Source organism: Neptuniibacter sp. 1_MG-2023, from assembly GCF_030547185.1.
GTDB lineage: Bacteria > Pseudomonadota > Gammaproteobacteria > Pseudomonadales > Balneatricaceae > Neptuniibacter.
In genome coordinates, this window is the sequence record NZ_JAUOQR010000005.1 from 38,864 (window position 1) to 56,233 (window position 17,370).

13 protein-coding genes are annotated in these 17,370 nt (G+C 44.5%); 3 read left to right on the plus strand and 10 right to left on the minus strand.

Annotation, left to right across the window (positions count from 1 at the left end):
* Positions 1-2: 2 nt before the first annotated feature.
* The 9 genes from Q4492_RS07545 to glnT form a co-directional block, all read right to left on the minus strand.
* Positions 3-2,906, minus strand: coding sequence for a 2Fe-2S iron-sulfur cluster-binding protein (locus Q4492_RS07545; RefSeq protein WP_303416634.1), 2,904 nt, complete (start codon positions 2,904-2,906; stop codon positions 3-5).
* The gene (locus tag Q4492_RS07550) at positions 2,903-3,205 is read right to left on the minus strand and encodes a sarcosine oxidase subunit delta (RefSeq protein ID WP_067866880.1); all 303 of its coding nucleotides are present in this window, start codon (positions 3,203-3,205) and stop codon (positions 2,903-2,905) included. Before Q4492_RS07550 ends, Q4492_RS07545 begins: the two co-directional genes overlap by 4 nt.
* Positions 3,206-3,223: 18 nt before the next feature.
* On the minus strand, positions 3,224-4,471 hold the full coding sequence (locus tag Q4492_RS07555; RefSeq protein WP_303416635.1) for an FAD-dependent oxidoreductase: 1,248 nt from the start codon (positions 4,469-4,471) through the stop codon (positions 3,224-3,226).
* Positions 4,472-4,608: 137 nt separating this feature from the next.
* Positions 4,609-5,475 carry a bifunctional methylenetetrahydrofolate dehydrogenase/methenyltetrahydrofolate cyclohydrolase FolD gene (gene folD / locus Q4492_RS07560; RefSeq protein ID WP_303416636.1) on the minus strand — a complete coding sequence of 289 codons (867 nt, stop codon included), beginning with the start codon at positions 5,473-5,475 and terminating at the stop codon, positions 4,609-4,611.
* Between the two features lie 11 nt (positions 5,476-5,486).
* Positions 5,487-6,353 (minus strand): formyltetrahydrofolate deformylase, encoded by an 867-nt coding sequence (gene purU / locus Q4492_RS07565; protein WP_303416637.1) that lies wholly within the window; start codon positions 6,351-6,353, stop codon positions 5,487-5,489.
* A gap of 118 nt (positions 6,354-6,471) precedes the next feature.
* A complete protein-coding gene (locus Q4492_RS07570) occupies positions 6,472-7,800 on the minus strand; it encodes an FMN-binding glutamate synthase family protein (protein ID WP_303416638.1) in 1,329 nt (442 codons plus the stop codon).
* A gap of 25 nt (positions 7,801-7,825) precedes the next feature.
* Positions 7,826-8,509, minus strand: a complete 684-nt coding sequence (locus Q4492_RS07575; RefSeq protein WP_303416639.1) for a protein glxC — start codon at positions 8,507-8,509, stop codon at positions 7,826-7,828.
* A gap of 23 nt (positions 8,510-8,532) precedes the next feature.
* Complete coding sequence (locus Q4492_RS07580) at positions 8,533-9,435, minus strand: glutamine amidotransferase family protein (protein WP_303416640.1); 903 nt, start codon at positions 9,433-9,435, stop codon at positions 8,533-8,535.
* 39 nt (positions 9,436-9,474) lie between these two features.
* The gene (gene glnT / locus Q4492_RS07585) at positions 9,475-10,806 is read right to left on the minus strand and encodes a type III glutamate--ammonia ligase (protein WP_303416641.1); all 1,332 of its coding nucleotides are present in this window, start codon (positions 10,804-10,806) and stop codon (positions 9,475-9,477) included.
* 274 nt (positions 10,807-11,080) lie between these two features.
* Between glnT and Q4492_RS07590 the strand changes: the two genes are divergently transcribed.
* Positions 11,081-11,674, plus strand: a complete 594-nt coding sequence (locus Q4492_RS07590) for a cupin domain-containing protein (protein WP_303416642.1) — start codon at positions 11,081-11,083, stop codon at positions 11,672-11,674.
* A 393-nt stretch (positions 11,675-12,067) separates the two neighbouring features.
* Entirely contained in the window at positions 12,068-15,427 is a 3,360-nt protein-coding gene (locus Q4492_RS07595) for a DUF2126 domain-containing protein (protein ID WP_303416643.1), read from the plus strand.
* 73 nt (positions 15,428-15,500) lie between these two features.
* Here the strand turns inward: Q4492_RS07595 and Q4492_RS07600 are convergent, their stop codons facing one another.
* Positions 15,501-16,490, minus strand: a complete 990-nt coding sequence (locus Q4492_RS07600) for a YeiH family protein (protein ID WP_303416644.1) — start codon at positions 16,488-16,490, stop codon at positions 15,501-15,503.
* 412 nt (positions 16,491-16,902) lie between these two features.
* Here Q4492_RS07600 and Q4492_RS07605 point away from each other — a divergent pair, with 412 nt between their 5' ends.
* Positions 16,903-17,259, plus strand: a complete 357-nt coding sequence (locus Q4492_RS07605) for a DUF3127 domain-containing protein (protein WP_303416645.1) — start codon at positions 16,903-16,905, stop codon at positions 17,257-17,259.
* Positions 17,260-17,370 lie beyond the last annotated feature (111 nt).

Sequence of the window (17,370 nt, forward strand, 5' to 3'; positions counted from 1 at the left end):
CACTACATCTCCTGTCTTGCATTGTTTGGATCATAAAACGGCAGACTAACCACCTCTGCTTCGACAATCTGACCATCAACACGGATACTAATTTTGTCGCCAGGTTCGCTTGAATTAATACCAGCAAAAGCCAAACCCACTATTTTCTTCATCGCTGGAGAGTATTCACATGAAGTGACATTACCGGTAATCCCATCACCTTCTAATACAAGATGTCCCTCCTCAGGTTTTTTACTCTCTGCCGGTAAAGTAAAACCGACCAATTTACGTGTTTGAGGCTGCGCCATAACAATATCCACTGAGCGACAACCAACAAAGAAAGGTTTCTTCCTATTAACCGCCCAATTCATTGATAGCTCTCCTGGATGACTCATTCCATCCGTATCTTGGCTAACAATAACGTGGCCTTTTTCAAGACGTAATAAACGTTGGGTTTCAACACCAAAAGGTTTGATATCAAACGCTTCGCCCGCTTCCATCAGCAGATCCCATAAAGCTTCACCGTAGCGGGATGGCACATGAATCTCATACCCCAATTCACCCACAAAGCCCACACGGAGCAAGCGTGCAGGAATACCTGCTACATCAGCTTCACCGTATGCCAAAAATGGAAAACCTTCCGGCGAAAGGTCGGTATCTGTGACTAACTTTTCTAGCACTTTACGAGCGTCAGGCCCCGCTAAGTTCACGGCACAATAAGCTGAAGTCACATTCAGAATATCTACATCTAAACGCCATTGAGCATTCCACTTGGTCATATCTCGGTACACACGATCGACTCCACTGGTCGTCGCGGTCACATAAAAGTGATCCTCAGCTATTCGACAGGCAACACCATCATCAATAACGACACCATGCTCATTGGTATAAACGGCGTAACGTGTTTTACCGACTGGCTGCTTTAAAAAAGCAAAGGTATAGATACGATTCATAAACTCTGCCGCATCAGGGCCTTTTAACTCAATACCCCCTAATGTACTAACATCGATCAAACCTACTTTATTCCGCACATGTACCGATTCCGCATGGATACACGCATCTCGCTTATTGGGATCACCATAAAAGGCCGGACGCCTCCAGTTACCTGCAGGGATCATTTTGGCCCCTAATTCAAGGTGTCGATGATGCATAGGTGTGCGACGGTAAGGATCAAATATACGACCGGCAATATGTGCAAGTTTCTCCGGCGCAAACGGAGGTCTGGCCGTTGTCACACCGGTTTCAGTTACCGTTCTATCTGTTGAGTTTGCAACTAAACGAGCCGTCGGTAGCGCAGAGTGCCGTCCTTGTGAAGGCCCCATACCCACTGTGGAGAAACGTTTAACCAGCTGTACATCGCGATAACCTAAACGCGTAGCATTAACTATATCTTTCGCCTGTAGATCTTCATCAAAATCGACAAAGTCTTTACCTTTAGGATGGCTAAAGATCGGCCAATCAAAATTCGGCTTAACACTACAGCTAACTTTGCCAGGCAGTTCATCACTAAGATTTAAGTTATTCAAAGCAAGCTGAGCAGCCCGTTGCCCATCGGCGACTACTGAATCTAACTGGTGTATACCGTTCACGGAACCGGCAATATGTAGATGCTCCGGCAGCTTTGACAAAGTAAATTCAGCCAACTCATCCGCATAACTAAGCTGTGCACCTGCTTGGCATAACAGCTGGTAAGCAGGCATATAACCGGCCGACATACAGAGCAGATCACAGTCAATAATACGGCTGGCGTTACCGACCTCACCTTTAGCGGTGATTTTACGAACATCTACCCCTTTAATGCGTTTATTGCCCTTTTCCGCAAGCGCTTCGTACACGGTATAACCTTGATGTAAGCTAATACCCCGTTCAGATAAAGCATCGATTAACTGAGGCGTTGCGACACCTTCACGCATATCAACGACCGCTTTAACATTCACCCCTTGATCGCTAAGCTCTAAGGCCGTCAAATAGCCATCATCATTACCGGTTAATACAACAGAGCTCTCACCCGGTTTAATGGCATAAAGCTTCATCATTCGCGTAGCTGCACTACACATAACAACACCCGGAAGGTCATTATTACGGAATACAACGTGCTGTTCGTAAGCACCCGAGGCGATAATGCACTCTTTGGCCCTCACCTTGAATAGGCGCTTACCTTGAATCAAAGGTAAATAGTTATCGGTAAACCATGCATTACACACGGTATCGACCATAACGGTGATATTGTCATGCTCTTCTACTTTTGCGATCAGTTCTGCACGTAAGCGATCAGCCGTGATGCCCTCTATATCAAAACGGTTATAGGCTAAAGCGCCACCCATTAACGGCATCTCTTCAACCAATAAAACCTTAGCACCACCGTCCGCTGCCTTAAGCGCAGCACTTAAACCCGCAGGGCCTGAGCCAACCACCATAACATCGGTGAAGAGATATTTTTTATCATAATATTCTGGCTTAAAGTTCAGATCTAACTTACCTAAACCCGCTTTTTCACGAATATAACCTTCCCATTTATCCCAAACACCCATAGGTTTAAAAAATGAGCGATAGTAGAAACCTACAGGCATAAAACGGCCAAAATTACCCAGAATAGCATCACGGTCTTTATCTAGAGTACCGTTGTAATTCTGCCCTTCGATCTGCATATTCGGTGCAATGGCCGTTCTATCTGCCAACGCATTTGGATCACCACCGAGCTGCACTAAGGTATTGGCATCTTGCCCCGCCATAGTTAAAGGCCCACGAGGACGATGGTATTTAAAAGAACGAGACATCAACCAACGATCATTAGCTAATAATGCACTGGCAATACAATCACCTGCATAACCTTGATAACGCTGCCCTTCAAAAAGAAACTCAACCTGCTCATTACGATTAAGCAACAACCCCATTGGGGCATTTAAGCGCATATTGGTATCACTCATGCCTTAACCTCCGTCGCAGGTGCACTAAACTCAACACGTTCACTAAAAAGTACTGAAGGGTCATAGGTTTTTAAAATTTCATCGCTTCCGGTATGCCGTTCAGCAATAAACCAATAACCAGAAGGTGCATGCAACCACCACTCGGTTACTACAGAGATGGCATTGTCAGAGAAGAAAACGTAATCAGCCCACTCTTTATCACTGCAACTATTGGGATCAGGCATCTCTTTCACCTCGCCCCCATGCACAAACTCACTTATATTTCGTAGCCCGTTTAATGGGCAATTCATCATTTTCATAATTCTTACCTCATCCAATCAGTGGCTAGCCGCAGTCGCGCCCATTTCGTTAACTTGGCGGAACGCGTTAAAACGATCCATAGAAAAAGGCTTAATAAGCTCAGGCACCTTGCCGCCACTCGCCACCAGCTCAGCCATTGATTTGCCGCAAATAGGGGTCGATTTAAATCCCCACGTTCCCCAACCCGCATCTAGGTAGTAGTTGTCCACTGGACTCAATCCCATAATCGGGCTGTAATCGGATGTCATATCCGTTAAACCGGCCCATTGACGCATCAAACGCATATTCGCCATAAAGGGGAAAAGTTCGACCGCATTAGCTAATAAGCTCTCTTTTAAATCCATGGTCGATCGCGTGCTATACAAAGGATAAGGGTCGGAACCTCCACCAAAGACCAGCTCTCCACGACCGGTTTGCTGAACATAGCAATGTAAGGATGGAGAACTGACGAGTGGGTCTAAAAACGGTTTAACCGGCTGAGTTACCATCGCCTGTAATGGGAAAGTTGTGATCGGCATTTTAAAGCCTGCTTTTGCAGCTAAAAGCGAACTATGACCCGCCACCGCTTGCACTACACAGCCACAGCTCACATTGCCGCGGTTCGTTTTAACGCCCGTAACTTTGCCCTGCTGGACAATAACATCAGTTACCTCTGTCAACTGATGTAACTCAACGCCTCGTTGTGTGGCGCCCTTTGCATAGCCCCAAGCCACCGCATCATGGCGAGCTGTTGCACCATCCATATGCCACAAACCTGCCAATACAGGCATATCTGCTGGGTTCATATTTAAGGTCGGTACAAGCTCTCTTATCTGTTGAGGGTCAATCAGCTCAGTCTTGCCACCAAAATGCTTATTAACTTCTGCGCGTTGACGAAAGCCGCGCACCGCCGCATCAGTATGTGCAAGTGTCAGCTGTCCTCGCTGCGAATACATAATGTTGAAATCAAACTCATTAGATAACTCCTTAAAGAGTTTGACCGATTCGCTGTAAAACTTAACCCCTTCTGAGGTGAGATAGTTTGAACGAATAACCGCTGTATTACGGGCGGTATTACCCCCACCTAAGTAACTCTTTTCCAAGATCGCAACATTAGTGATGCCGTGATATTTAGCGAGGTAATACGCTGTGGCTACACCATGTCCCCCACCGCCGATAATAACGACATCATAATGAGGTTTTAGCTCGGTCGGCTTAGGTAAGTCCGCATGCTGCTCAAACGGATAATCTTTATTTAGACCATATTTTAATAGTGAGAAAGGCATTCCTCTCCCTCCTTAAATGTCATATCGCTCAGTGAGAAAATCGAATCAATAGGTTATCTATTAGCTCGATATATGCTTTTACTTGGGTACCCGCTGCTTAAAAAAAGCCTGCTCGAAGAGAATAATTCCAGAGCAGATTAACGTTTCAACTCTTGATTTAGCGCGGCTTGTACTGTGTTTTTCATTAAGCAGGCAATCGTCATAGGGCCAACACCACCAGGAACAGGGGTTATAGCACTGGCAACAGGCTCAACATCTGCAAAATCCACATCACCAACAAGCTTACGTTTACCGTCCCGCTCTATGGCATTAATACCTACATCAATCACGGTAGCCCCTGGTTTAATCCAGCTAGCTTTAACCATTTCTGGACGACCTATAGCTGCCACAACAATATCTGCTTGTGAACAGATAGATTCGATATCTTTAGTCCGTGAATGAACAATAGTTACCGTGCAGTTAGCTTGTAACAACAGAGCAGCCATAGGCTTTCCAACAATATTGGATCGACCAATCACTACGGCCTGTTTGCCACTAAGGTCCGGATGTACATGTTCCAACATAATCATGCAGCCCATAGGCGTACAGGGAACAAGCGATGCCTCCCCGCAGGCTAATGCGCCAACATTTAGAGGGTGGAAGCCATCAACATCCTTAGCAGGATCTATAGCTAATAGAACTTCCTCTTCATTCAGATGCTTAGGCAGCGGCAGCTGTACCAAAATGCCATGCACACTAGGATCAGCATTAAGTGTTTGGATAAGATCGTTTAAGGTTTCCTGTGAACTATCAGCTGGTAACTTGTACTCCAGCGATCTAATTCCAACCTCTTCAGCACGCTTCACTTTATTCCGCACGTAGACCTGACTCGCAGGATCTTCACCCACAAGCACAACAGCAAGCCCCGGCGCTATGCCGAAACGCTCGACAAAAGTAACCACTTCCTCTGCTGTTTTATCGACCACTTGCTGAGAAATCAGCTTGCCATTAATTAACACGGTCATGCTTACCTCTCCTACTTAAAGACAACAGTTTTGTTGCCATCAAGGAAAACTCGGTGATCAACATGCAGCTTAACAGCGCGCGCCAGTGCGACAGTTTCAGTATCACGACCTACAGCAACCAACGCTTCTGGGCTATAGGTGTGATCAACCGGCTGAACCGACTGCTCAATGATAGGCCCTTCATCAAGGTCCGACGTGACATAGTGGGCGGTAGCACCGATTAATTTAACGCCGCGGGTATGGGCTTGATGATAAGGCTTAGCCCCTTTAAAACCGGGTAGGAATGAGTGGTGAATATTAATTGCACGGCCACTCAACTCTTTACATAAATTATCGGAAAGGATCTGCATATAGCGTGCTAAAACAACCAACTCAGTGCCGGTTTCTTCAACAACGTCTAGCAATGCCTGCTCCTGTTCGGGTTTATTATCTTTAGTCACTGGTAAGTGAATGAAGCGGATACCCTCTCGCTCGGCCATTGGACGTAAATCTTTGTGATTGGAAACAATGGCGGTGATCTCCATATTGATCTCACCTTTGTGTAAGCGGTACATCAAATCATCCAAACAGTGATCAAACTTACTCACCATGATCAATGTCTTGGTAGGTGCATTCGCGGCCACCATCCGCCAATCCATCTTGAACTTTTCAGAGATAGCTACAAACTCTGCTGAAAGCTGATCTAATTCATACTCTCCCGATTCCACATGGAATCTCATACGCATAAAAAACTGACCGCTTTCAGGATCATCAAACTGGTTCATTTCGCTGATATAACAACCTCTTTCAGATAGAAAAGAGGATACGGCAGCGACTATTCCACTACCTGCGACACAATTGGTTTTAAGAATAAATTCTTTAGTATCTGTACTTTTCATTTTCAAAGTGGCCCTGAGCGGACCCTCCCTAAAGTCTGTTAAATGCTGTTTTGAGATGTCGCAGCCCTCGCGAGGTGGGTTTTCACCTCGCGGTAGCTTTATTTGAAACTCGATTTATTTAGTATTTCTGGCCAGGAATCCAGCTTGTACCCGCGAGTGGAACTCGGGCCATAGCAGCTGACTCAACCGTTAGTGCCACTAAATCTTCAGGCTCTAAATTACGTAAGTCATTTTTACCGCAGGCACGGGCTAAAGTTTGCGCTTCCAGGGTCAATACATTGAGGTAGTTAGCGAGTTTACGACCTGCTTCAACAGGGTCTAAACGCTTCATTAGCTCTGGATCTTGAGTCGAGATACCTGCAGGGTCTTTACCTTCATGGTAATCATCATAGAAACCAGCAGCTGAACCAATTTTCTTAAATTCATCGTCATATTTAGGATGGTTACAACCTAAGGCAACTAAGGCTGCCGTACCAATTGCGACCGCATCAGCACCTAATGCCATACATTTAGCAACATCGGCACCGTTGCGAATACCACCGGAGACGATCAACTGAACTTTACGGTGCATACCCATCTCTTGCAGTGCTTGAACCGCCTGAGGAATCGCTGCCAATGTAGGAATACCTACATGCTCAATAAAGACATCCTGAGTCGCGGCAGTACCCCCTTGCATACCATCCACAACAATGACATCAGCGCCCGCTTTAACCGCTAATTTCACATCATAGTAAGTACGAGTAGCACCCACTTTGATATAAATTGGCACTTGCCAATCAGTGATTTCACGCAGTTCTTGGATCTTAATGGCTAAGTCATCAGGGCCTGTCCAATCTGGATGACGGCAGGCAGAACGCTGGTCTACACCCATAGGTAAGGTACGCATTTTAGCTACACGGTCAGTGATTTTCTGACCAAGCAGCATACCGCCACCGCCGGGTTTTGCACCTTGTCCTAATACAACTTCAATCGCATCCGCTTTACGTAAGTCATCAGGATTCATGCCGTAACGGGATGGTAAGTATTGATACACCAATTTACTGGACTGACCACGCTCTTCCGGTGTCATACCACCATCGCCGGTTGTGGTCGATGTACCCATAATTGAGGCACCACGGCCTAGCGCTTCTTTTGCGTTAGCGGATAAAGCACCAAAACTCATACCCGCTATAGTCACCGGTATATCGATTACGATCGGCTTTTTAGCAAAACGAGAGCCCAAAGTAACAGAGGTATTACACTTTTCACGGTACCCTTCCAGCGGGTAACGGGACATACTTGCGCCTAGAAACAACAGATCATCAAAATGGGGGAGCTTTCGCTTAGCACCAAAACCACGAATATCGTAAATGCCGGTTTCAGCCGCACGGCGAATCTCTGTCATCGTTGTACGATCAAAGGTCGCTGACTCGCGTAGGCCATCTTTTACATTAATATCTTCACTCATAATTCTGTCCTCGATGATTCAGCTGTTAGTACGCAGACGCGTTGTCGACTTTAAAGTTATAGAGTTGGCGAGCTGAGCCATAGCGTTTAAATGATTTTGGATCTTCTTCTACACCAGCACGATTAAGTAGCTCTGTTAACTCTTCAATATGCTCTTCACGCATCTCTTTCTCGATGCAGTCCGCGCCTAAAGATTTAACGCTACCTTTGACATAGATATGTGTCTCATACAGTGAATCACCTAAGGCATCACCTGCATCGCCACACACAACAAGGGAACCCGCTTGTCCCATAAAACAGCTCATATGGCCCACATTGCCTTTAACAACAATATCCACGCCTTTCATCGAGATTCCACAACGGGCTCCCGCATTACCTTCAATCACTAGCAACCCACCGTGAGCGGTAGCACCTGCAGCTTGTGAGGCATCACCTTTAACACGAACTGTTCCTGACATCATATTTTCAGCAACACCTTGGCCAGCATTACCAAAAATAGTGACATGAGCTTTTTTGTTCATACCGGCACAGAAATACCCAGCATGACCTTTAATATCGACCGCTAAATTTTGATCGAGTCCACAGGCAATATTGTGTTGGCCTTTAGGTTCTAGAACTTCCCACTCACGAATCGTGCATTCCACCGCCTGATCATGTAAGGCTTGGTTAAGGTCTCGAACTGTGTGTTTTTGCAAATCAATTGTTTTCATCGTCTTATTCCTTAATTCCACACTTACTGATCACGTTCCCAAACATAAATTGTTTCAGGCTCTGGCTCCCACACCTTGGCATTCTCTATGCCCGGCAATGTTGTTAACGCCTGATACTCTGAAGCCATGGCAACATAATCATCAGTTTCAGCCATCACTGCAGGCTTACATGCAATAGGGTCACGTACTACAGCGAAGCCATCTCGTGTACCGATTGTAAATGTGAAGAAACCATCCAGATCTTTAAGTGCGCCTTGCAGTGCTTCATTCAGCGTATCGCCTTTACGTAAGCGATTAGTCAGGTAACCCGCTGCTACTTCTGAATCATTTTCCGTTTGGAATGTCACACCTTCCCGCTTTAACTCTTCACGCAAACGGTTATGGTTAGATAGGGAGCCGTTATGAACCAAGCAAAGATCTTGGCCTGTAGAAAAAGGATGGCTACCTTCCATTGTTACCGCAGATTCAGTCGCCATACGTGTATGACCGATAATGTGGCTACCTTTCATACTCGCTAAGTTAAATGTCTCAGCGATATTTTCAGGTAAACCGACCTCTTTAAGAATCTCTATAGACTGACCTGCACTTAAAATAAGAATGTCAGCCTCTTTTTCAGCAAGGTAATTCTGAATAACCTCCGCTTCGCATCCCACTTTAAACACAGCAACTTTGCTGTTTTTAAACCAATCTACGGTGACGTCTAGATCATCCTTAATACTGCCCGCCAAACTGCCCCAGTCATAATTCTCATCAATATGTCTTAGGGTCAGTTTAGTTGAGCCATCCGGCACCTCATCACCATAAATTGCAAAGCCAGCGCTATCAGGGCCACGATCTGTCATCGCAATAAGCATTGGTGTAAAAAGCGCACCCAGCTGGCTTTCTAATGCCTTGTTTTTCAAATAAAGGCCGACAATTCCACACATATATAAACCCTCGTAATCTTGTCCAATCACATAAAATTTTTAGAAGAATTCTGCGTAACGTTTGGTTTCCCAATCGGATACATGGCGGCTATAGTCGATCCACTCAGCACGCTTAATTTTCAGGAACTCACCCACAACTTCTTTACCTAAACGCTCAGTCAAAACAGTGTCAGCTTCCAATGCATCTAAAGCTTCATTTAAGTTCTGTGGAAGAATTTCAATACCTTCAGCTTCACGCTCTTCAGGAGTCAGGGCGTAAAGGTTAATGTTTTTCGGCTCACCAGGGTCAAGCTCGCGCTCGATACCATCAAGTCCCGCAGCGATCAAAGCAGCGTGCACTAGGTAAGGGTTACAACCGGAATCAGGAAGACGGAATTCAAGACGGCCATAAGGAATACGCACCATTGCAGATCGGTTATTATCACCGTATGCAATATAAGCGGGCGCCCATGTAGATCCTGAAGCGGATCCTCCAACAACAAGGCGCTTATAAGAGTTAACGGTCGGTGCCGCGATTGCACATAGCGCTTTGGCATGATGAAGAAGACCGGCGGTAAAGTGATAAGCCATTTTCGACAAGCCCATACCATTTACATCGCTATCATCGTTGAAAAGGTTTTTACCCTCATCATCGGTAATAGAAAGGTGGAAATGCATACCGTTACCTGTACGATCAGACGCAGGCTTAGGCATAAATGAGCAGATCATTCCAAGGTCGTTTGCAATCTCGCCTGCTGCCATACGCACAAATGTGAAGCGGTCAGCGGATTCAAGTGCATCGCCATAGGTATAGTTAATTTCAAACTGGCCATTCGCATCTTCGTGATCGATTTGATAAACATCAAAATCAACCTTTTGTAAGGATTCCACTAAGGTTTCAAGAAATTCACGGGAACGAGACAAGCCTTTATAGTCATAACAAGGTTTAGCAAGTACATCGGAATCATCTACTGTTTGAAGATCTCCATTCTCATCGCGCTTAAACAGAGAAAATTCAGGCTCAAGCCCTGTATTCAGGGTCCAACCTTGATCAGACAATAGCGCCAACTGTCTTTTGAGTACTACACGACTGTCATAGATATAAGGCTCTTCATTAACGTATCCATCACAAACGATACGTGCATAACCAGGCTGCCAAGGAACAATAGAAAGCGTATCGAGATCACCGCGCGCCATAAAGTCAGGCCCATGCGGTTCCATACCTAAACCCCACACAGCGAAGCCAGCAAAACCTGCCCCTTTGTTAACAACGTCCATCAGACAATGCGCAGGCACCGACTTAGTCTTGGCTACACCATGGATATCGACGAACTGGGCAAGGATATATTTAATCTCGTTGTCACTAATAAACTTCTCAACATCTATAGACATTCTTAGTACTCCGCTTAATCTCCAACATTATATACGTCATCTACTAATAAAATATTCTTTTTAGTAAATTTACTTGCCTAACAGGAAAGCATAATGCGTGCCAACGATTTTCTCTTTAGGAATATTTATTTCCCTTTAAGATAAGTCGTTGAATTATAAGGATCTAGTAAAAAATATTTACTTATGGGAATATAAAGTGCCTGAAATTAAAAAAACCAACTCTAATAAAAACGCCCACTTATGCAGCACAAGGCACTAGAATGGAGCAATATTAATGACAGATTCTAAGGGCAACCAATTCGATCTGGACCAATACATAGGCATGAAAGTAAAGAAGGCTCGCCTAGATGAGGGCCTGAAATTAGTCGATGTCGCCAGGATTTCTGGTATTAGCCAAGGAATGGTCAGTAAAATTGAGAATGCACAGGTATCAACCAGCTTAGAAACCCTTAATAAACTATGTTCCGCTATCGGACTTTCTATATCCAAACTATTTAATGATTTTGATAGGCCCGATGGTGGTGCACAATTTACTAAAGCAGGATCCGGCTTAGAGGTCGTCAGACGCGGAACAGAAAAGGGCCATACATATCAACTCTTAACTTATAAAAGGGGCGGAAAAACCGCATTTGAACCTTTTATGATAACCATGGATGACCTTTCAGAGGTGTTCCCAACATTCTCCCATCCTGGTGAAGAGTTTATCTATCTAGTGAGCGGAAAATTAGTCTACCGTCATGGTAATCATCTATATGAGATGGAAGCTGGAGATAGCTTAACCTTTGACGCAGAGATACCACACGGGCCAGAGAAACTCGTAGAGGTCCCAATTCAACTGCTTTCAATTATCAACTATGCAGATGAATAAACAGCCTTAAATTCCGTTATAAGCATAGGTTAAACATCGATATTTATCGGTGTTTAACCACTTTTTACCCTTTAAGAAAAGCTTGACTGACTCTTACCTCCTCATAAGTAAGTAATAAATAACCGCTCAGGCTTTTATATTCTATACTGATGCTTATAAGCCTTATAAATTCAACTGGCTTAGTTTTTGCTTTATAAATTCACTAACGATATAACATTTAGACATAGTCGTTTTTTGACTAGTAATAAAGACTCTCATTGAGAAAAAGCCCCTGTTATAAAAAGGCTTCATTAATAAAACCCATAAAGTCAGATGATATGGCAACGTTACTTTCATATCTGCCTGCTAATCTAATGACTTAGTAATGTACGTTCAGTTTAGGAGCATTAAGGAATGGCAATTCGGGTAGCTTTAAATCATAAAACCAAATATAAATTTGATCGTAGAGTAAACCTATTTCCCCATGTTCTACGTCTGCGGCCAGCCCCGCATTCCCGTACCCATATTCATGGTTATTCACTTAAGGTTGAACCTGAAGGTCACTTTCTAAACTGGCAACAAGACCCTTTTGGGAACTACCAAGCACGTTTAGTCTTCCCAGAAAAAGCCGATGAATTTAGCATTGAAGTTGAAGTCATTGCCGACATGACAGTGATCAACCCATTTGATTTCTTTGTAGAAGAATATGCAGAAAAATTCCCTTTTAAGTATGACAAACAACTTAAAAAAGAGCTGAAGCCTTACCGAGAATGTACAGAAGAAAGTCCACTATTGGATGAATGGGTCACTAAAATAAGCTTAGAACCCACACCGATTAATGACTTCCTTGTTGCACTCAATCAAAGTTTAGAGAAAGAGATTGATTACGGTATCCGCATGGAGCCCGGTGTTCAAACCTGCGAAGAAACCTTAACGAAAAAGAAAGGTTCTTGCCGTGATACCGCATGGCTGATGGTACAGGTTCTACGCAAAATAGGATTAGCTGCACGATTTACATCGGGTTATCTTGTCCAACTTAAACCTGATGTTAAACCACTTGATGGCCCTGCCGGAGCTGAAGAAGATTTCACTGATCTACATGCCTGGTGTGAAGTTTATATTCCCGGCGCGGGTTGGATAGGCTTAGATCCAACTTCTGGCTTATTCGCAGGCGAAGGACATATTCCTCTAGCTTGTACACCTGACCCTATTTCAGCCGCACCTGTTACCGGAGCCACTAGTAAATGTGAGGTAGAGTTTGAATTTGAAAACTCTGTCACCCGCATTGTTGAAGACCCTCGCGTAACTAAGCCATACAGCGATGAACAGTGGCAAGATATTATGCAGCTTGGTCATGCTGTAGACGAACAGCTAAATGAACAAGATGTTCGCTTAACGATGGGTGGCGAACCTACCTTTGTGTCGGTTGATGATATGGAATCGCCACAGTGGAATACCGAAGCACTAGGCGATGACAAACTCAGCTTAGCTAAAAGCCTGCTGTTACGTCTACGTGAGGAGTACGCTCCTGGTGGACTATTACATTATGGGCAAGGTAAATGGTATCCCGGCGAAGAGATCCCTCGCTGGGCATTAGGCTGCTTCTGGCGAGAAGATGGTGAACCTTTATGGCATGACCCTTCCTTACTCGCACGTGTAGATAAAGATTATGGGCATGACTTAGAGACAGCAGAACGCTTCTTTGAACAACTATGTAGCAATTTAAAGTTGCAAGACCAGTTCATGCAACCCGCCTATGAAGATGCAATCTACTATCTATGGAAAGAGCAAAACTTGCCCAATAATATAGATCCTGTCAAAGGAGATTTTGACGGCGATTTAGAACGCAAACGTATTGCTCAACTGATGCAACGTGGCTTAAGCAAAGCAACGGGCTTTATTTTACCGCTGGAATGGGATTACTTTAATTCAGGCTGGCGCTCTAGCCTATGGCCTATGCGCCGTGATCAAATTGTCTTAATACCCGGTGATTCACCTTTAGGGTTTAGATTACCGCTTGATTCACTGCCAGACCAAGCTGAAACTGAACAGAAAGTACAACCGGAAGCTGATCCGTTCGAATTAGTTCGTCCACTTCCTACCCGAGATGGTCAGGCGGACATCATTGAGCAAGTGGCACCTCCTCGCCCAACTCATTTGAGCAAAACATCGCAAACGGAAGTCATTAGAACCGCACTGTGTATTGAGCCTCGCAACGGCAAGCTCTATCTCTTTATGCCACCGGTTTCATATTTAGAACATTACATCCTACTCATTTCGAGTATTGAAAAAACCGCTGAAGAGTTAGGTATTCCTGTTGTTCTTGAGGGCTATGAGCCACCCAAAGATCACCGGTTGAAGAAACTACTCGTAACACCTGATCCAGGCGTAATAGAAGTCAATATTCACCCAGCCTATAGCTGGGAAGAGCTAGTCGATAATACAACACGCCTTTATCAAGCCGCCCATGAATGCCGTCTAGGAACTGAAAAGTTCATGCTTGATGGACGCCATACAGGTACAGGTGGCGGTAACCATATTACGATTGGGGGTAACACTCCAGCCGACAGTCCTCTACTTCGCAGACCAGATCTACTACGTAGTATTGTCACCTATTGGCAGCATCATCCAGGTCTATCTTATGTGTTCTCAGGTATGTTCATTGGCCCAACCAGCCAAGCACCTCGAGTCGATGAAGCACGAGATGAGATGCTTTACGAACTAGAGATCGCTTTTAATCAGATGCCTGAAGGCATTATTGATCAACCTTGGTTAGTGGATAGAATTCTGCGAAACCTACTTGTCGATATGACGGGTAACACCCATCGCGCAGAGTTCTGTATCGATAAACTTTATGCCCCGGGCACTGCTAGCGGTCGTCAAGGTATTCTTGAGTTCCGCGGTTTTGAAATGCCCCCTCATTCACGAATGGCTTTAGTTCAGGCACTCTTGATTCGCAGCCTCATCGCTCGTTTTTGGGATGAGCCTTACCACAAGCCACTCGCCCGTTGGGGCACAGGACTACATGATAAGTTCATGCTGCCACACTTTGCATGGTCTGATCTGAAAGATGTCGTTAATGATCTACAAGCCCACGGTCTACCTTTCCAACTAGATTGGTTAGCACCGTTTGAAGAGTTCCGTTATCCACATTATGGTCGTGTACAAATTGATAACGTTGCGTTGGAACTGCGTTGGGCGATCGAGCCTTGGCATGTTCTAGGTGAAGAGATCAGCAGCTTTGGTACATCTCGTTATGTAGATTCATCGGTAGAACGTCTACAAGTTAAATTAACAGGATTAGATGAAAGTCGTTACGTCCTAACCTGTAACGGCCATCGCGTGCCACTGCACAATACTGGACGCAATGGTGAATATGTCGCCGGTGTAAGATACAGAGCTTGGCAACCACCTTCTGCATTACATCCGACGATTGGTGTTCATGCGCCCCTTACCTTTGACTTAATTGATACATGGAATGGCCACAGCATTGGCGGTTGCGTCTATCATGTAAGCCACCAAGGGGGAAGAAGCTATGATACCTACCCTGTTAACGGTCACGAAGCTGAATCTCGTCGTGTAAATCGCTACGATGAATTTGGTCATACACCGGGTAGCATAACAGGAACCACAGGTGCTCAAGTCGTACGAGAGTTTGGTCCTGATCACTCCAAACCAAAACCTGCACCTATAGGAGATGAAAATTTCACTAAAGAATATCCATATACACTTGATTTAAGGTGTGTAGATTCAGGACGTTACTCACCAACCTAACGGCGGTAGTAAGGTTTAGCATACAGTAACCACACCTCACTTGAGGTGTGGTTAGCTGATACATCCTACATATTTAAGTGCGTACACTAAAAAGCCAAATAGCCACAAGAATAGCTAGAAATATAGTTTCAGAAACCATCAACACAATCGGCTTCCAACCCATTAAGGAAAGCTCTTTAAAGGATGCTTTCATGCCTAGGCCCACCATCGCGATAATTAAGCACCAACGTGATAACTCAGTCATACCCTCTAAAACCAAAGAAGGTATGTAACCTGCACTATTGATCACTACAATAACCATAAACGCGATCAAAAAACCGGGTAATGGAAGAGATGAACCACCCTCTTTCTTCGCAACTCCGCTCCGAGCAAACATCAATGAAATAACAATAACCACTGGAACAAGCAGAGCAACACGCAGTAACTTAGTAAAGGTCGCTACATCACCAACATCGTCAGACATCATATAACCAGCCCCCACCACTTGCGCAACATCATGGATAGTCGCACCGAGGAAAATACCACTTTCATCGGTTGTAAACCCAAGCTGAGTTACCAGTAATGGATAAGCGATCATCGTAATCGTACTTAAAGCGGTTACACAAATAACAGTAAAAATCAGATTACGCTCTGATTCTTCATCATCAGGCAACACAGCAGATACAGCCAATGCTGCGGATGCACCACAGATCCCCACAGAAGCACCCGATAAAATACTTTGAGACTTACCTAATTTGAGCCAACGACCACACACAACAGCAAAAAGAATCGTTGAAGGCACACCCACTAAAACAATGGCAATGGGCGTTAAACCTAGCCCTAACAGTTCTTCAAAGGTAATCCTTGCACCTAACAGAGCAATACCGAATCTTAATACTGACTTGGCTGAAAACTGAATACCCGATACACAACGCCCTTCCAATGATAGGTAGTTCAAGGACATACCAATCAACAGCGCGTAAAGAATAGTTGGGCCGCCATAGTGTTCAGATACAAAAGTAGCAGCCATTCCTATAACCATACAAAGCAAAAAACCGGGAATCATTTGGCTAAATCCAGCCATTCGACCTCCATTAAAAAAAGGCACTTTTTTTCCGATGTGGGACATCATACTCTCCAACATATATACAAGATCACGGGATAACGACCTCCCCTCCCACGAAGCATTCGCGAAAGCCATAAGATCACTACAGACTAGCCATTAAGACCCCATCACATAGATCCGCCTCAGCTTAAACAAGAGTGAACGTCAAGTGAAGGTGATGGAGAAGATTTATAACAAAAAAATCTATGATTAATACAATTCGTTATTACCAAATAGATACAACGTCCAAGAGAAACTAAATAGAGATTCCAACGTTATATACCTAACAGTGACTATATAATTCAGTGAAAAATAGATCGAATCTGAGGTAATCGTTCCTCTTTTCTGGTTTAATTAATCGTTGCGATAGTCTTCTTAAAGGTAAGAAATAATGGCTTACGAGCTATCAGGTAAAGTTAAATTAATTCAAGATCCTCAAACATTTAACAGCGGTTTTACTAAGCGCGAAATGGTCGTCATCGTTGAAGATGGCAAGTACCCGCAGGAGATTAATCTTGAATTTGTTCAAGACAAGGTGAGCTTACTCGACAACCTCCAAGTGGGTCAGGATGTCACAGTTACTTTTGATATTCGTGGCCGGGAATATAACGGCCGTTACTTCAACAATCTCCAAGCCTGGAAAGTTGAAACAGGCTCCTCTATTGATAGCCATATGAATCAAGAACAGCCTCCACTGGACAACTATGCGCCAGAAGCAGCATCCTTCGATGATGATATTCCGTTCTAAAAAACACAAGCGACCAACAAACCGAGTTCTCTATTTACACCTATATCCCCCACTTCTGCTTGGTTGTGGGGAGGCCCCCCTCTAAATAAAATGGGGTATAAACAAAAAAAC